Origin of the sequence: Streptomyces sp. NPDC048521, assembly GCF_043199855.1 — a bacterium.
Taxonomy (GTDB): Bacteria; Actinomycetota; Actinomycetes; order Streptomycetales; family Streptomycetaceae; genus Streptomyces.
Genome location: NZ_JBICWR010000005.1, coordinates 261,273 through 275,822, shown reverse-complemented (window position 1 = coordinate 275,822; position 14,550 = coordinate 261,273). Strand labels below are relative to the sequence as shown.

14 protein-coding genes are annotated in these 14,550 nt (G+C 71.6%); 8 read left to right on the top strand and 6 right to left on the bottom strand.

Annotated features, from left to right (window positions below; genetic code table 11):
• The first annotated feature begins 163 nt into the window (after nucleotides 1-163).
• Entirely contained in the window at nucleotides 164-988 is an 825-nt protein-coding gene (locus ACGFRF_RS14885) for a carbon-nitrogen family hydrolase (protein ID WP_393739799.1), read from the top strand.
• On the opposite strand, the gene ACGFRF_RS14880 is transcribed toward ACGFRF_RS14885, so the two are convergent.
• Entirely contained in the window at nucleotides 985-1,479 is a 495-nt protein-coding gene (locus tag ACGFRF_RS14880) for an LURP-one-related/scramblase family protein (protein ID WP_393739797.1), read from the bottom strand. The genes ACGFRF_RS14885 and ACGFRF_RS14880 overlap by 4 nt on opposite strands.
• Before the next feature lie 55 nt (nucleotides 1,480-1,534).
• Between ACGFRF_RS14880 and ACGFRF_RS14875 the strand changes: the two genes are divergently transcribed.
• Nucleotides 1,535-2,047, top strand: coding sequence for a hypothetical protein (locus ACGFRF_RS14875; protein WP_393739795.1), 513 nt, complete (start codon nucleotides 1,535-1,537; stop codon nucleotides 2,045-2,047).
• On the opposite strand, the gene ACGFRF_RS14870 is transcribed toward ACGFRF_RS14875, so the two are convergent.
• Entirely contained in the window at nucleotides 2,024-3,034 is a 1,011-nt protein-coding gene (locus tag ACGFRF_RS14870) for a GlxA family transcriptional regulator (RefSeq protein ID WP_393739793.1), read from the bottom strand. The two genes, ACGFRF_RS14875 and ACGFRF_RS14870, sit on opposite strands and share 24 nt — an antisense overlap.
• 51 nt (nucleotides 3,035-3,085) lie before the next feature.
• Here ACGFRF_RS14870 and ACGFRF_RS14865 point away from each other — a divergent pair, with 51 nt between their 5' ends.
• Together ACGFRF_RS14865 and ACGFRF_RS14860 are read left to right on the top strand one after the other, a co-directional pair.
• Nucleotides 3,086-3,472, top strand: a complete 387-nt coding sequence (locus tag ACGFRF_RS14865) for a cupin domain-containing protein (protein WP_393739791.1) — start codon at nucleotides 3,086-3,088, stop codon at nucleotides 3,470-3,472.
• A gap of 19 nt (nucleotides 3,473-3,491) precedes the next feature.
• Nucleotides 3,492-5,315: a thioredoxin-like domain-containing protein gene (locus ACGFRF_RS14860; protein ID WP_393739790.1), complete on the top strand. Its 1,824-nt coding sequence runs from the start codon at nucleotides 3,492-3,494 to the stop codon at nucleotides 5,313-5,315.
• 12 nt (nucleotides 5,316-5,327) lie between these two features.
• Here ACGFRF_RS14860 and ACGFRF_RS14855 read toward each other — a convergent pair whose 3' ends face one another.
• From ACGFRF_RS14855 to ACGFRF_RS14845, 3 genes are all read right to left on the bottom strand, one after another.
• Nucleotides 5,328-5,582, bottom strand: coding sequence for a DUF6458 family protein (locus ACGFRF_RS14855; RefSeq protein ID WP_393739788.1), 255 nt, complete (start codon nucleotides 5,580-5,582; stop codon nucleotides 5,328-5,330).
• Nucleotides 5,583-5,648: 66 nt separating this feature from the next.
• Nucleotides 5,649-6,947, bottom strand: a complete 1,299-nt coding sequence (locus ACGFRF_RS14850) for a M18 family aminopeptidase (RefSeq protein WP_393739786.1) — start codon at nucleotides 6,945-6,947, stop codon at nucleotides 5,649-5,651.
• A gap of 86 nt (nucleotides 6,948-7,033) precedes the next feature.
• Complete coding sequence (locus ACGFRF_RS14845) at nucleotides 7,034-8,860, bottom strand: acyl-CoA dehydrogenase (RefSeq protein ID WP_393740147.1); 1,827 nt, start codon at nucleotides 8,858-8,860, stop codon at nucleotides 7,034-7,036.
• Between the two features lie 300 nt (nucleotides 8,861-9,160).
• Here ACGFRF_RS14845 and ACGFRF_RS14840 point away from each other — a divergent pair, with 300 nt between their 5' ends.
• The 4 genes from ACGFRF_RS14840 to ACGFRF_RS14825 all read left to right on the top strand — a co-directional run bounded on the left by ACGFRF_RS14840 (nucleotide 9,161) and on the right by ACGFRF_RS14825 (nucleotide 12,428).
• A complete protein-coding gene (locus tag ACGFRF_RS14840; RefSeq protein WP_393739784.1) occupies nucleotides 9,161-9,589 on the top strand; it encodes a calmodulin-binding protein in 429 nt (142 codons plus the stop codon).
• A 47-nt stretch (nucleotides 9,590-9,636) separates the two neighbouring features.
• Nucleotides 9,637-10,125: an SseB family protein gene (locus ACGFRF_RS14835; protein ID WP_059250115.1), complete on the top strand. Its 489-nt coding sequence runs from the start codon at nucleotides 9,637-9,639 to the stop codon at nucleotides 10,123-10,125.
• A gap of 123 nt (nucleotides 10,126-10,248) precedes the next feature.
• Nucleotides 10,249-11,226: a pirin family protein gene (locus ACGFRF_RS14830; protein ID WP_393739782.1), complete on the top strand. Its 978-nt coding sequence runs from the start codon at nucleotides 10,249-10,251 to the stop codon at nucleotides 11,224-11,226.
• 80 nt (nucleotides 11,227-11,306) lie between these two features.
• Nucleotides 11,307-12,428 (top strand): AI-2E family transporter, encoded by a 1,122-nt coding sequence (locus tag ACGFRF_RS14825; RefSeq protein WP_393739780.1) that lies wholly within the window; start codon nucleotides 11,307-11,309, stop codon nucleotides 12,426-12,428.
• On the opposite strand, the gene ACGFRF_RS14820 is transcribed toward ACGFRF_RS14825, so the two are convergent.
• On the bottom strand, nucleotides 12,323-14,530 hold the full coding sequence (locus tag ACGFRF_RS14820) for a SpoIIE family protein phosphatase (RefSeq protein ID WP_393739778.1): 2,208 nt from the start codon (nucleotides 14,528-14,530) through the stop codon (nucleotides 12,323-12,325). The two genes, ACGFRF_RS14825 and ACGFRF_RS14820, sit on opposite strands and share 106 nt — an antisense overlap.
• Nucleotides 14,531-14,550 lie beyond the last annotated feature (20 nt).

Genomic DNA, 14,550 nt, shown 5'->3' with positions numbered 1-14,550 from the left:
GCGGTGGCTGCACTCGGCGGGTGTCTTGGGCCTCCCCCACGTTCTCGGCTGGGCTCGAACAGGGAGGACCCCCAAGTTACGCTGCTGTGAGGCACCCCGGCAGTGCTTTCGTGTGACGATCGTAGGCCCGTGTGGACGACTCGAATGCCAGGACGGTGGTAGTGTGCGCGCCTCGCTGATCCAGATCGCCGTGGACGAGGACGAATCGGTCGACTCCCGGCGGCAGCGTGTGGCCGCGCTGGTGCGGGAACAGGCCGGTGCCGACCTCGTGGTTCTGCCCGAACTGTGGACCACCGGCGCCTTCGCCTACGAGGAGTTCGGCCGTGAGGCCGAGCCGCTCGAAGGACCCACCTACCAGGCGCTGGCCAAGGCGGCGAGCGACGCGGGCGTGTGGCTGCACGCGGGGTCCATCCCCGAGCGCGCGGCACCCGACAGCGGCTCCGCCGCGGAGGACGGCCCTCTCTACAACACCTCTCTCGTCTTCTCCCCCTCCGGTGAGCTGGCCGCGGCCTACCGCAAGATCCACCGCTTCGGCTTCGACAAGGGCGAGGCCGTGCTGATGGGCGCGGGCCGGGACCTGGTCACGGTCCGGCTGCCCGGGACCACCCTCGGCGTGGCCACCTGCTACGACCTCCGTTTCCCCGAACTCTTCCGCGCACTGGTCGACGCCGGCGCCGAGGTGCTGGTGCTCCCGGCGGGCTGGCCCGAGCGGCGACGCGCGCACTGGACGCTGCTGGCTCAGGCGCGGGCGGTGGAGAACCAGGCGTTCGTGCTCGCTTGTGGAACGGCCGGGACGCACGCGGGAGTTCCGCAGGCGGGTCACTCGATCGTGGTCGATCCGTGGGGCGAGGTGCTCGCCGAGGCCGGACCGGGCGAGGAGATCCTCACGGTCGACTTCGACCCGGCGAAGGTGGCGGCCACCCGCGAGCAGTTCCCGGCCCTGAAGGACCGGGTGCTGGGTCTGGAGCCACCCCGGCACGAGGACTAGTCCTCCTCCCCCTCCTTCTCCGCCAGGTGGATCACGCACACCGCCACCGCGATGAGCAGCGCCGGATCGGCGTCGTCCCGTACGACGTCGACGCCGTAGGTGTCCCGGACGTGCAGCATGCGCCGGGAGATCACCGCGAGGAGTTCGCCGTCGTACTCGACGGCGAACTCCCGGTCCAGGATCTTCCCGCTGACGTCCAGTTCGGTGCCGTCGACCAGGGAGACCCGGTAGTGGTTGCGCAGCAGGGACAGCCGTTTGCGCTTGATCCTGGCCAGGCCCTCGCCGTCCCGCTCGATCACCATCGTGTCGCGCAGCGCGAACATCTTCTGGTGGATGTCGATCAGGACCCGCCCCTCGGTGTCCTTGAGCTCGAAGGTGTCCCGCAGCCGCATCGCCTTGCCGTCGACGAGGAACACCTTCCGGCCGTGCTCGTCCTCGATCCACCAGTCGTCGCCGATGCCGAGGATGCGGTCGCGTACGAGGAATCTCATGCGGATACCGTTCCCCGGCACGGGGTGATCGTCACGGAGCCAGAAGGAGGGGCGGATGCGGTTGCGTGTCCTGACGGGGATGTGCGCCGTGCTGGCGGCCGTGTCCGGGTGCTCCCGCGCGGAGGTCTGCGCGGGTGTCGGAACCGAAGCCGGCGTGGGCGTGCTGTTCGTCCACGAGGGGTACGGCGGCCTCGACGGCGCCTCCTACGCGTTGTGCGCGCGGGGCAGGTGCGCGAAGGGCGAACTGCGGCGGGAGGGCGTCACCGACGTGCGTCTGCCGTTGCCCCACGACGTGGACCCGCGCTCCGGCCCGATCCGCTTCCGGGTCACCCGCGAGGGCGCCGCCCGCCCGGTGATCGACGCGTCCGCCGACGCGCGGCTCGTCTTCCAGTCCGACGGCTGCGGCGGCGGCGACTATCACGGGGGCCTCGCCTTCACCAAGGAGGGCGGCCTGACGACGAAGGTCCCCGAGGCGGTGTCGGACGCATGGTTCAACCAGCTCCGGGCCGAGGAGACCGCACCGTCCGCGCCCCCTGGTCCCGGCTCACCGTCCCGCACCCCCCGGTGACAGGACACCCCCCGCCGGTCCGAAGCGCCGCCGGTAGTCCGACGGGCTCAGGCCGGTCTCGCGCCGCAGACGGGACCGCAGGTTGGCCGCCGTGCCCAGGCCGCTGCGGGCCGCGACCACGTCCAGCCGCTCCTCGCCCCGCTCGATCAGCCGGCACGCCAGCGCCACCCGTTCCCCGGTGAGCCAGGCCAGCGGGGTCGTACCCAGCTGGGTGCGGAAGCGGCGGTGCAAGGTGGCGGGGGAGACCGCCGCGCGGGCCGCCAGGTCGGCGACCGTCAGCGGCTCGCCCAGCCGCTCCTGCGCCCAGGCCAGCAGCGGGCCGAGCGACTCGTCGGGCACGTCCGGCACCGGCCGCTCCACGAACTGGCGCTGCCCGCCGTCGCGGTGGGCGGCGAAGACGAGGCGCCGGGAGACGGCGTTGGCCAGTTCGGCCCCGTGGTCGCGGCGCCAGATGTGCAGGCCGAGGTCGAGCGCGGCCGCGCTGCCCGCGGCGGTGAGGACGTCGCCCTCGTCGACGAACAGCACGTCCGGCTCCAGCAGCACCTTCGGATGCAGCTCCCGGAAGGTGTCCGCCCACATCCAGTGGGTGGTGGCCCGGCGGCCGTCCAGCAGCCCGGCCTCGGCGAGAGCGAAGCTGCCGGTGCAGAAGCTGACGACGCGGGCGCCACGCGCGTGCGTGCGGCGGATCGCGGCCAGGACCTCGGGACCGCGCGGCACGACGTTGTCCGGGCGCCCGGGCACGATCAGGGTGTCGGCCCCGTCCACCGCCTCCAGGCCGGGCAGACCGCTCATGGCGAAGAACCCGTGGTTCATCCGCACCTCGGGGGTGGGCGTGCACAGCGTCACGTCGTACAGGGGCCCGGTCAGGCCCAGTTCCGGCCGGGGCAGCCCGAACAGCTCCGTGGCGACGCCGACCTCGAACGGGTTGGTGCCCGCGTCGACGATCACGGCGACCCGGTGCGGGGCTTGAGAGGATCGTTGCGGCATATGCGATTTCTAGCACTCGTACGCGGGCCTCGACAGCCACACGATGAGCCCATGGAACCGATCTGCCTGGACAAGGCCCTCGCCTCCTTCGCCGAGCGGTGGAGCCCCCGCATCGTCACCACCGTCAACGACTACGACGTCCGCGTGGCCAAGGTGGAGGGCGACCACCTCTGGCACGTCCACGAGCACACCGACGAGTTCTTCCTGGTCCTCGACGGCGAACTCCACATCGGCCTGCGCGAACCGGCCGGCGAGCGCACGGTAGTCCTCCCCAAGGGCGCGGTGTTCACCGTCCCACGCGGCACCGAGCACAAGCCGTACGCGCCCGTGCCCACCGAGATCCTGGTCTTCGAGCCCACCGGTACCCTGAGCGTCGGCGACCGGCACGACGAGGTGCCCGCCCACGTGGACGCGACCACGGGCCATGCCCTCTCCTGACCGTGGCACCCTTGGAGCCATGACCCGCTCCGCACCCCGACGCGCCCGCGTCCGCGCCCCCGAGCTGACTGGCAAGGGCGGCTGGCTGAACACGGGAGACAAGCAGTACACGCTGGCCGACCTGCGCGGACGCATCGTCGTCCTGGACTTCTGGACCTTCTGCTGCATCAACTGCCTGCACGTCCTGGACGAGCTGCGGGAGCTGGAGGAGAAGCACCGGGACACGGTGGTGGTCATCGGAGTGCACTCGCCGAAGTTCGTGCACGAGGCCGACCACCGGGCGGTCGTGGACGCGGTGGAGCGCTACGGCGTGGAGCACCCGGTGCTGGACGACCCGGAGCTGGCCACCTGGAAGCAGTACGCGGTGCGGGCCTGGCCGACGCTCGTGGTGATCGACCCCGAGGGGTACGTCGTCGCCCAGCACGCGGGCGAGGGTCATGTGCACGCCATCGAGCGGCTGGTGGAGGAGCTGGAGGCCGAGCACGCGGCGAAGGGCACCCTGCGCCGCGGCGACGGCCCGTACGTGCCGCCGGAGCCGGAGCCGACGACCCTGCGCTTCCCGGGCAAGGCCCTGCTCCTGCCGTCGGGGAACCTCCTGGTCAGCGACACCACCCGGCATCAGCTGGTGGAACTGGCCGAGGACGCCGAGACCGTCGTACGGCGCATCGGCTCGGGCACGCGCGGCTTCTCGGACGGCGGCCCCGAGGCGGCCTCCTTCAACGAGCCGCAGGGCCTCGCGCTCCTGGAGGACGGCGCGTCCGTGGTCGTCGCCGACACCGTCAACCACGCCCTGCGCCGTGTCGACCTCGCCACGGGTGGTGTGACCACCCTGGCGGGCACCGGGAAGCAGTGGTGGCAGGGATCGCCGACGTCCGGTCCGGCGCGTGAGACGGACCTGTCCTCCCCGTGGGACGTGGCGGTCTTCGGCGGCAAGGTGTGGATCGCCATGGCGGGCGTCCACCAGCTGTGGACGTACGACCCGGTCGCGGGGACCGTCGCCGTGGCCGCGGGTACCACCAACGAGGGCCTGGTGGACGGGCCCGGCCCCGAGGCCTGGTTCGCCCAGCCCTCCGGTCTCGCCGCCACCGCTGAGCGGCTGTGGCTCGCCGACTCCGAGACCTCCGCCCTGCGCTGGGTGGATCCGGACGGACACGTCCACACCGCCGTCGGCACGGGCCTGTTCGACTTCGGCCACCGGGACGGCGCCGCCGGCCAGGCACTGTTCCAGCACCCGCTGGGCGTCACCGCCCTGCCGGACGGCTCGGTCGCCGTCGCCGACACCTACAACCACGCCCTGCGCCGCTACGATCCCGCCACCGGCGAGGTCACCACCCTCGCCACCGATCTGCGCGAGCCCAGCGACGCCGTCCTCGTCGGCGAGGACATCGTGGTGGTGGAGTCCGCCCGGCACCGGCTGACCCGGCTGCGCCTGCCCGAGGAGGCGGTCCGGGTGGAGTCGGTCGCCCACCGCACCCGGCGGGCCGCGACCGAGGTCGCCCCGGGCACCCTCCGCCTGGACGTGATCTTCCAGGCACCGGCGGGCCAGAAGCTGGACACGCGGTACGGCCCCTCGACCCGTCTGCTGGTCTCCTCGACCCCGCCCGAGCTGCTGCTCGAGGGCGAGGGAGCGGACACGGACCTGACCCGCGAGCTGGAGCTGAACCCGGCCGTCACGGAGGGCGTCCTGCACGTCTCCGCGATGGCGGCTTCCTGCGACGACGACCCTGCCAACGCATACCCCGCCTGCCACGTCCACCAGCAGGACTGGGGCGTCCCGGTGCGCCTCGCCGAGGGCGCGGCGAGGCGACTGCCGCTCGTTCTGGCGGGGCTGGACGAGCGGTAGGCGGGCGTCACGTCAGACGCCGTAGCCGTCCGTGTAGCCCTCGCCGCGGTGGTGGTGGTGCGGCGTCTCCTCGACGACGGGTGTCGTCGGCGGGACCACGACCCGGCGGCGTCGCGCGATTCCGCTGAACGTCGCGACGCCGATCAGGCCGACGGCCATCAGGATCAGGCCGACGACCGTGAGGTTGACGCCCTGCATGTGCCAGTCGGTCGCGAACGTGAGGATGGCCCCCACGGCTATGAGGATGATGCATCCGCCGAGCCCCATGAGGCTTCGCCTCCCCTTCAGGTTCCGGAATCTCCGGTGCCGTCCGGGTACCCGGCGGGGTCCGAACTAGCCCTCCAGGAAGGCCGTCAGCGCGTTCGCCAGCAGGAACGGGTCCTCGGCACCGCACAGTTCACGGACGCTGTGCATCGAGAGGATCGCGACGCCGATGTCGACCGTGCGGATGCCGTGCCGGGCGGCGGTGATCGGGCCGATGGTGGTGCCGCACGGCATGGAGTTGTTGGAGACGAAGGTCTGGAAGGGGACGTTCGCCTTCTCGCAGGCTGCGGCGAACACCGCGCGGCCCGAACCGTCCGTGGCGTAGCGGTTGTTGACGTTGACCTTGAGGATGGGGCCCCCGTTGACCCGCGGGTGGTGCGTCGGGTCGTGCCGCTCGGCGTAGTTGGGGTGGACGGCGTGGCCCGTGTCGGAGGACAGGCAGACCGTGGCGGCGAAGGCGCGGGCCCGGTCCTCGAAGGAGCCGCCGCGCGCGAGCACCGAGCGTTCGAGCACCGTGCCCAGGAGCGGGCCGTCGGCGCCGGTGTCCGACTGGGAGCCGTTCTCCTCGTGGTCGAAGGCGGCCAGCACGGGGATGCGGGTGAGCGCGGCACCGGAGGTCGCGGCGGCGACCAGGGCGGCCGCGCCCGCGTGCACCGACAGCAGGTTGTCCATGCGCGGGCCGGCGACCAGTTCGCGGTCCCGGCCCAGGTACGCCGGCGGCTCCACCGGGTGCGCCATCAGGTCCCAGCCGGCCACGGAGCCCGCCTCGAGCCCCGCCTCCTGCTCCAGGAAGGCGATCAGGTCGCCCTCCAGCACGTCGTCGCCGAGGCCCCACACCGGCTGCAGATGCCGCTGCTTGTCGAGCTTGAGTCCCTCGGTGGCGACCGAACGGTCCAGGTGGATGGCGAGCTGGGGCACGCGCAGCAGCGGCCGGTCCACGTTCACGAGCACGGTGGAGCCGTCGCGCAGGGTGAGCCGGCCTGCCAGCCCCAGGTCCCGGTCCAGCCAGGAGTTCAGCAGGGGGCCGCCGTAGATCTCCACGGCGACCTGGCGCCAGCCGTGCGCCCCGCTGTCCGGGCGCGGCTTGACCCGCAGGCTCGGGGAGTCGGTGTGCGCGCCGATGATGTGGAACGGTGTGTGCGGGTCGGTGCCCTCGGGGACGTACCAGGCCACGATCGCGCCGCCGCGCAGCACGTACTTGCCGCCGCTCGTACCGTCCCAGGCGTCCGTCTCGGCGACCTGCCTGAATCCGGCCTTCTCCAGCCGCTCGGCGGTGTTCGCCACGGCGTGGTACGGCGAGGGGCTCGCCGCGAGGAAGGTCATCAGATCGTCGGTGTGGCCGCGGTCGAAGCGGGCTGCTGCGCTCATGGGTTCACCTTAACGACGTGCACGGGCCCGCTCCCGGTGAAGGGGAGCGGGCCCGTGCGGGGAAACGACGGGGACGTCCGGAACGTCTAGAACGCGGCCTCGTCCAGCTCCATCAGGTCCAGCTCGACGGTCGCGGCGACCTTGCGGGCGAGCGTGACGCCCGGCAGGACGTTCGCCGCGAAGAACTTCGCCGCGGCGATCTTGCCGGTGTAGAACGCCTTGTCCTTCGCCGAGGCCGTGGCCAGCTTCTCGGCGGCGATCGCGGCGCCCTTGAGCAGCAGGTAGCCGACGACGACGTCACCGGAGGCCAGCAGCAGGCGGGTGGTGTTCAGGCCCACCTTGTAGATGTTCTTGGTGTCCTGCTCGGTGGCCGCGAGGTCGGTCAGCATCAGGCCGACGATGGCCTCCAGCTCCACGGCCGCCTTGGCCAGCTGCTCGCGGGCGCCGGCCAGCTCCTCGCCGCCGGTGCCGAGCGCCAGGAACTTCTTGATGTCCTCGGCGAGCGAGTTCAGGGCGGCGCCCTGGTTGCGGACGATCTTCCGGAAGAAGAAGTCCTGGCCCTGGATCGCCGTGGTGCCCTCGTAGAGGGTGTCGATCTTGGAGTCCCGGATGTACTGCTCGATCGGGTACTCCTGAAGGAAGCCGGAGCCGCCGAAGGTCTGCAGCGACTGGGCGAGCTGCTCGTAGGCCTTCTCGGAGCCGTAGCCCTTGACGATCGGCAGGAGCAGGTCGTTGAGGGCGTGCTCGGTGGAGGCGTCCTCGCCGTTCGCCTCCTTGACCTGGATCGCGTCCTGGACGGAGGCGGTGTACATCACCAGGGCGCGCATGCCCTCCGCGTACGCCTTCTGCGTCATCAGCGAGCGGCGCACGTCGGGGTGGTGGGTGATGGTGACCTTCGGCGCGGTCTTGTCCATGAAGTTCGCCAGGTCCGGACCCTGGACGCGCTCCTTGGCGTACTCCAGCGCGTTCAGGTAGCCGGTCGACAGGGTGGAGATCGCCTTCGTGCCGACCATCATGCGGGCGAACTCGATGATGCGGAACATCTGGCGGATGCCGTCGTGCTTGTCGCCGATCAGCCAGCCCTTGGCGGGGTGCTGGTCGCCGAAGGTCATCTCGCACGTGTTGGAGGCCTTCAGGCCCATCTTGTGCTCGACGTTGGTGGCGTAGACGCCGTTGCGCTCGCCCAGCTCGCCGGTCTCGAAGTCGAAGAGGTACTTCGGCACGAGGAAGAGGGACAGGCCCTTGGTGCCGGGACCGGCGCCCTCGGGACGCGCGAGCACGTAGTGGAGGATGTTCTCCGACATGTCGTGCTCACCGGAGGTGATGAAGCGCTTCACGCCCTCGATGTGCCAGGAGCCGTCCTCCTGCTGGACCGCCTTGGTGCGGCCGGCGCCCACGTCCGAGCCGGCGTCCGGCTCGGTGAGCACCATGGTGGAGCCCCACTGCTTCTCGACGGCGATCTTGGCGATGTGCTTCTGGACCTCGTTGCCCTCCTCGAAGAGGATGCCGGCGAACGCCGGGCCCGAGGAGTACATCCACACGGCGGGGTTGGCGCCCAGGATCAGCTCGGCGTAGGCCCAGATGAGGGAGCGGGGCGAGGTGGTGCCGCCGATCTCCTCGGGCAGGCCGAGCCGCCAGTACTCGGAGTCCATGAAGGCCTGGTAGCTCTTCTTGAAGGACTCGGGGACGGGCGCGGTGTTGGTCTCCGGGTCGAAGACGGGCGGGTTGCGGTCGGCGTCGGCGAAGGACTCGGCCAGCTCGTTCTCCGAGAGGCGGGTCAGTTCCTCGAGGACGCTCTTGGCGGTCTCGACGTCCATCTCCTCGAACGGGCCGGTGCCGTACACCTTGTCGCGCCCCAGTACTTCGAAGAGGTTGAACTCGATGTCGCGGAGATTCGACTTGTAGTGCCCCATGGCGACGGCTCCGTAGAGGGATCGGCGAGGCACTTGCTCCTCGCACCTAGTTCACGTACCAACAAGTAGCTCCGATGATGCTACCCGCCGGTAATAAGACGCAAGCCTGATCCGGTCATCTGTGACGCGTCTCAAGCGCCGATGACGCCGCCGCCGCGAATGCCCCCTCGATCGCCCTCTTGAAAGCCCCTGTGCGCCTCGGCCGTCCGGGTGAATCCATGCCTCCGTTCAGGGTGCTGTGCGTAACTAGTTCGCTACGGTCTGTGATCGAGCGTTCCCTTCTTGTGCTCGGAGGCACTCATGCGACGACTCCTGACCCGGTTCGGCGGCCTGGTGGCGGCGGCGATGCTCACCGTCGGGCTGGCCCAGCCCTCCCGGGCGGCCGGCCCCGCCTACTTCGAGTTCACCGACATCACACGGGAGACGGCGATCGTCCGGCTCGACGACCCGGCCAAGATCCAGCACGCCCGGGCGCTGCTCAGCGGCGCGACGCACGAGCGTCCCCATCTCGTCGGACGGATCGTCAAGCGCACGGCCCCGTACAACCCGCGGTGGTCCTACCACTACAACCCGGAGACCGTGGACTTCTTCGACTACGCCATCGAGGTCTGCGACGCCACCCTCCCCTATGTCGAGGACCACCTGGACGAGGCGGGCGGCGCCTTCCTGCCCGGGCTCGTCTTCTGCCCCTGGACCTCCCGGCTGACGCGTGAGGTCCCGGCGCCGTAGGCCGTTCGGGCGGCGGGGCGGTGAGGCGGCTCGGTACGCTTGCGCCCATGTACGGATACGGCCAGCCCATGGACGGGGGAGCTGCCCAGCAGCAGTACGCCCCGCCGCAGCAGCAGATGCCGGGTGGTGTCGGCGGGTACGGCCAGCAGCCGCCGCTCTACCCGGAGCCGTCCCCGCCCTCGCTCGCGGACGCGGTGCGCGCTTTCACCACCGGGCAGATGTCCGCCGAGGACTTCCAGCAGATCTTCGCCACGTCGAAGGTGTACTGCCCGCGCGGCGACACCCCCGGTTTCCTGGCCCTGCACAACACCCAGCAGCCGGTGATCCCGATGTTCACCTCGCTGAAGGAGCTGCGCCGGTACGCGGGCAAGGAGTCGAAGTACTTCGTCATCACCGGAGCCGAGGTGATCGACCTGCTGCCGACGGGCTACGGCTTCGTCCTGGACATGGAGGGCGAGCACCGGATGGTGTTCGACGCCAAGGCGGTCGAGCAGATGGTCGACTTCGCGATGCGCCGCATGTACGGCGGCGGCTGAACCGCGCGGCCCGCGCACCCCGGAGCCGGGAGCCCGGAGGGAATTCCCTCCGGGCTTTCTCCGTTACGGCTGGCAAGAAGTTCAACGCTCAACTAAAGTGGGCGTACCAAGGAGGTACCGACCATGCCCGCAGTGACCGTCGAGAACCCGTTGACGCTGCCCCGTGTGACCGCTCCCGCCGACGCCGTGGCACGCCCCGTGCTCGCCGTCACGACCGCCCCGAGCGGTTTCGAGGGCGAGGGCTTCCCGGTGCGCCGCGCGTTCGCCGGCATCAACTACCGCCACCTCGACCCGTTCATCATGATGGACCAGATGGGCGAGGTGGAGTACGCGCCGGGCGAGCCCAAGGGCACCCCCTGGCACCCCCACCGTGGCTTCGAGACCGTCACCTACATCATCGACGGCATCTTCGACCACCAGGACTCCAACGGCGGTGGCGGCACCATCACCAACGGCGACACCCAGTGGATGACGGCCGGCTCGGGCCTGCTGCACATCGAGGCGCCGCCGGAGTCCCTCGTCGTGTCCGGCGGTCTCTTCCACGGCCTGCAGCTGTGGGTGAACCTCCCCGCCAAGGACAAGATGATGGCCCCGCGCTACCAGGACATCCGCGGCGGCAACGTCCAGCTGCTCACCACGCCCGACGGCGGCGCGCTACTGCGGGTCATCTCTGGTGAGCTGGACGGGCACGCCGGTCCCGGCATCACCCACACGCCGATCACGATGATCCACGCGACGGTGGCGCCGGGTGCGGAGGTCACGCTGCCCTGGCGCGAGGACTTCAACGGTCTCGCGTACGTCCTCGCCGGCCGCGGCAGCGTCGGCCCGGAGCGCCGTCCGATCCACGTCGGTCAGACGGCCGTCTTCGGTGCCGGTTCCTCGCTGACGGTCCGCGCGGACGACAAGCAGGACTCCCACACCCCGGACCTGGAGGTCGTGCTGCTGGGCGGACAGCCGATCCGTGAGCCGATGGCCCACTACGGCCCGTTCGTCATGAACACCAAGGACGAGCTGATGCAGGCCTTCGAGGACTTCCAGAAGGGCCGCCTGGGCACCGTCCCCGCCGTGCACGGCATGACGGAGAGCGGCCCGCGGGCCTGACGGGAGCCCGTGCGGCCGAGGCTCACCCGCCCGGCCGCGTGCGGCAGGACAGCCGCCGGCGGCCGTGATCGGCTGGAGGCGTGCCGCTGCTGCCCGACCCCGTCCGCCGGTTCGCCGCCTGGTGTGCCGTGCTGCTGCTCGCGGCCGGGGTGGGGTGGGTCGGGGTGCGGCTGTGCGCGGAGTTGCGCACGGCCGTCACGCCGGTGCTGCTCGCGCTGCTGGGCACCGCGCTGCTCGGGCCGCTGTACCGGCGGCTCGTGCGGGCCGGGGTGCAGGCGTCCGTGGCGGCCGGGCTCACCTGCGTCGCCGTCCTGGCCGTCGTCGGCGGAGCCGTGTACATCATCGTCGCCGCGCTGATCGACACCGGCGACGAGATCATCGCCTCGCTCAGGACCGCCGCCAAGAGCGTCTCCCGGCACTTCGGGGCCGCCGGCACCGGTCTCGACGATCTCGCCGCCAACTCCGGCGAGCTGCTGCGCAAGTTCGGCGCCACGGCCGCCACCAACGTCATCAGCGGGGTCAGTGTCGTCGCCGAGAGCATCGCGGTGGCCGTGCTCGCGCTGCTGCTCGTCTTCTTCTTCCTGCGCGACTCCCCCCGGGCCTTGAAGGCGCTGCGCGCCGGCGCGCCCGGCGGCACCGCCGACACCGTGGAGGCCATCGCCCGGCGGGCCTTCCGAGCGGTCGAAGGGTTCATGCGCGGAACCACCTTCATCGCCCTCATCGACGCCCTCTGCATCACCGTCGGCCTGCTGATCCTGCAGGTGCCCGGCGCGATCGGCCTCGGCGCGCTCGTCTTCGTCGGCGCCTACATCCCCTACCTCGGCGCCTTCGTCTCCGGCGCGGTGGCCGTGCTGGTCGCCCTCGCCGACCGGGGTGTCGTCATCGCGCTGTGGGCGCTCGGCGTGGTGCTGGCGGTGCAGGTGCTGGAGGGGCATGTGCTGCAACCGGTGATCCAGAGCCGGACCGTGCAGATGCACCCGGCCGTGGTGCTGCTGGCCATCACCGCCGGCGCCTCCGTCGCCGGCATCCTCGGCATGCTGCTCGCGGTGCCGCTGACCGCGGCCGCCTTCGGGGTCGTACAGGAGCTGAGGGGGCGTCACGCGGCGCCGGGGGCCGGGCCGTCGGGTGGGGCTGGGTCCGATCCCCTTGCCAAGCCCTCCGACACACCCCCCGACACGCCCCCCGCCCCGTCCGGCTCGTAGAGCTCGAACCAGATGCTCTTGCCCCTGCCCCGCGGGTCCACCCCCCACGCGTCCGCGAGCAGCTCGATCAGCATCAGGCCGCGGCCGGAGGAGGCCAGTTCTCCGGGGCGGCGCTTGTGGGGCAGGTCGTCGCCCGCGTCGGTGACCTCCACCCGCAGCCGTCGCCGGTCGCCGTCCCCGGTCACCTCGGCGAGCAGCAGCGCGTCGGCGTCGGTGTGCACGAGGACGTTGGTGACCATCTCGGAGACCAGCAGCACCGCCGAGTCGACCTGCTCGGCGCAGAGCCAGTCGTGGAGCAGTTCGCGCAGGTGGTGGCGTGCCTCGGCGATCCGGTCCGGCTCGTCCTGCGCCACCGACAGCAGGGTGCGCCGCACCTTGGGCCGTTCGGTGAGGGTGTCGTCCCAGCGGCAGCCGTCCCCGGCCCGGCACAGCAGCAGCAGCGCGATGTCGTCCTCGCGGCGGTCGGCCAGCGGGCCGGTGGTGTGGTGCGAGGTCGGCCCGTGCACCGCCTGCACCAACGCGTCGGCCAGCGTCTCCACATCGCCCTGGTGTTCCTCCAGGACCGCGCGCAGCCGCCGCCAGCCGCTCTCCATGTCGTGCCCGCCGGTCTCGATCAGGCCGTCGGTGCACAGCATCAGCGTCTCCCCGGCCTCGAGGGCGAACCCGGTGGTCGGGTAGTCCGCGTCGGGGTCGATGCCCAGCGGCAGCCCGCCCGCCGTCGGCCGCATCATCACCGTGCCGTCGGCCATCCGGATCGCCGGGTCCGGATGGCCGGCGCGCGCGATCTCCAGCAGCCCGGTCGCCGGGTCGGCCTCCACGTACACACAGGTCGCGAAGCGCAGGTCGGACGGGTGCTCGTCGCGAGAGCCGTGCGTGATGCCGTGCAGGAAGCGGGAGGCGCGGGAGAGGACGGCGTCCGGGCGGTGGCCCTCGGAGGCGTAGGCGCGCAGGGCGATGCGGAGCTGGCCCATCAGCCCGGCCGCGCGGACGTCGTGGCCCTGGACGTCCCCGACGACCAGGGCGAAGCGGCCGGAGGGCAGCGGGATCATGTCGTACCAGTCGCCGCCGACCTGCAGTCCGCCGCCGGTCGGGATGTAGCGGGCGGCCACCCGCATGCCGGGGATCTCCGGGCCCAGCGACGGCAGCATGGAGCGCTGCAGGCCCTCGGTCAGCTCCCGCTCGGACTCCGCGGCACCGGCGCGGGACAGCGCCTGGGCGAGCATCCGGGCCACCGTGGCCAGGACCGCCCGCTCGTCCGGCGTGAACGCCACCGGATAGGTGAAGGCCGCCATCCAGGCGCCCATCGTGCGTCCGGCCACCGTCAGCGGCAGGAAGGCCCAGGAGTGGCGGCCGAAGTGCCGGACGAGCGGCCAGGTCGCCGGGTAACGGGTCTCGTACTGCTCCGGTGAGGACAGGTAGACCGCGCGTCCGGTGCGCACCACCTCGGCCGCCGGGTAGTCGGCGGCCAGCGGCATGTGGGAGAAGGGCCGGATGTCGCCGGGCTGGTGCCCGTGGTGGCCGATGATCGTCAGCCAGTCGCCCTCCACCCCGAACACCACGAGCCCGTCCGGGGAGAACCCCGGCATCGACAGGCCGCCCGCCACCCGCAGCACCTCCGCCGTGGACCGGGCCTCCGCCAGGGCCCGGCCCGCGTCCAGCAGGAAGGCCTCGCGGGAGCGCCGCCAGTCCCCGGTGACCGCGTTGCGTGCAGCCGCCGTGCCCGGGACCGGCTCGGTGACCTCCTGCAGGGTGCCGACGAGTTCGTAGGTCCTCCGGTCGGGGTCGAAGGACGGCTTGGAACGGCTGCGGACGACCCGTATCACCTGCCCCCGCTCGTCCATGATCCGGATCCGCACCTCGGCGAGCGTGCCCTCGTCGACCGCGAGCGGCACGACCCCGGTGATCTCGTTCCAGTCCTCGGGGTGGAGGCGGGCGCGGGTCTGGGACTCCGTGAGCGTGGTCCGCTCCGCGGGCAACCCGAGCAGCCGCGCCGCCTCCGCGTCCACGGTGACCAGTCCGGTGGCCGTGTCCCAGTGCCACAGCCCGGTCGCGAGGGCGGCGAGGACGTCACCGACGGACGGCAGGGGCTCGCCTGTGCGCATTGCCCCACTTTAAGAAGGTC

Excerpts from the sequence above, each read along its gene's own strand:
- ACGFRF_RS14850 (WP_393739786.1), bottom strand. The coding sequence starts at position 6,947 with ATGAGCGCAGCAGCCCGCTTCGACCGCGGCCACACCGACGATCTGATG.
- ACGFRF_RS14880 (WP_393739797.1), bottom strand. The coding sequence starts at position 1,479 with ATGAGATTCCTCGTACGCGACCGCATCCTCGGCATCGGCGACGACTGG.
- ACGFRF_RS14860 (WP_393739790.1), top strand. The coding sequence starts at position 3,492 with ATGACCCGCTCCGCACCCCGACGCGCCCGCGTCCGCGCCCCCGAGCTG.
- ACGFRF_RS14865 (WP_393739791.1), top strand. The coding sequence starts at position 3,086 with ATGGAACCGATCTGCCTGGACAAGGCCCTCGCCTCCTTCGCCGAGCGG.
- ACGFRF_RS14830 (WP_393739782.1), top strand. The coding sequence starts at position 10,249 with ATGCCCGCAGTGACCGTCGAGAACCCGTTGACGCTGCCCCGTGTGACC.
- ACGFRF_RS14875 (WP_393739795.1), top strand. The coding sequence starts at position 1,535 with ATGCGGTTGCGTGTCCTGACGGGGATGTGCGCCGTGCTGGCGGCCGTG.
- ACGFRF_RS14855 (WP_393739788.1), bottom strand. The coding sequence starts at position 5,582 with ATGGGGCTCGGCGGATGCATCATCCTCATAGCCGTGGGGGCCATCCTC.
- ACGFRF_RS14845 (WP_393740147.1), bottom strand. The coding sequence starts at position 8,860 with ATGGGGCACTACAAGTCGAATCTCCGCGACATCGAGTTCAACCTCTTC.
- ACGFRF_RS14840 (WP_393739784.1), top strand. The coding sequence starts at position 9,161 with ATGCGACGACTCCTGACCCGGTTCGGCGGCCTGGTGGCGGCGGCGATG.
- ACGFRF_RS14870 (WP_393739793.1), bottom strand. The coding sequence starts at position 3,034 with ATGCCGCAACGATCCTCTCAAGCCCCGCACCGGGTCGCCGTGATCGTC.
- ACGFRF_RS14835 (WP_059250115.1), top strand. The coding sequence starts at position 9,637 with ATGTACGGATACGGCCAGCCCATGGACGGGGGAGCTGCCCAGCAGCAG.
- ACGFRF_RS14820 (WP_393739778.1), bottom strand. The coding sequence starts at position 14,530 with ATGCGCACAGGCGAGCCCCTGCCGTCCGTCGGTGACGTCCTCGCCGCC.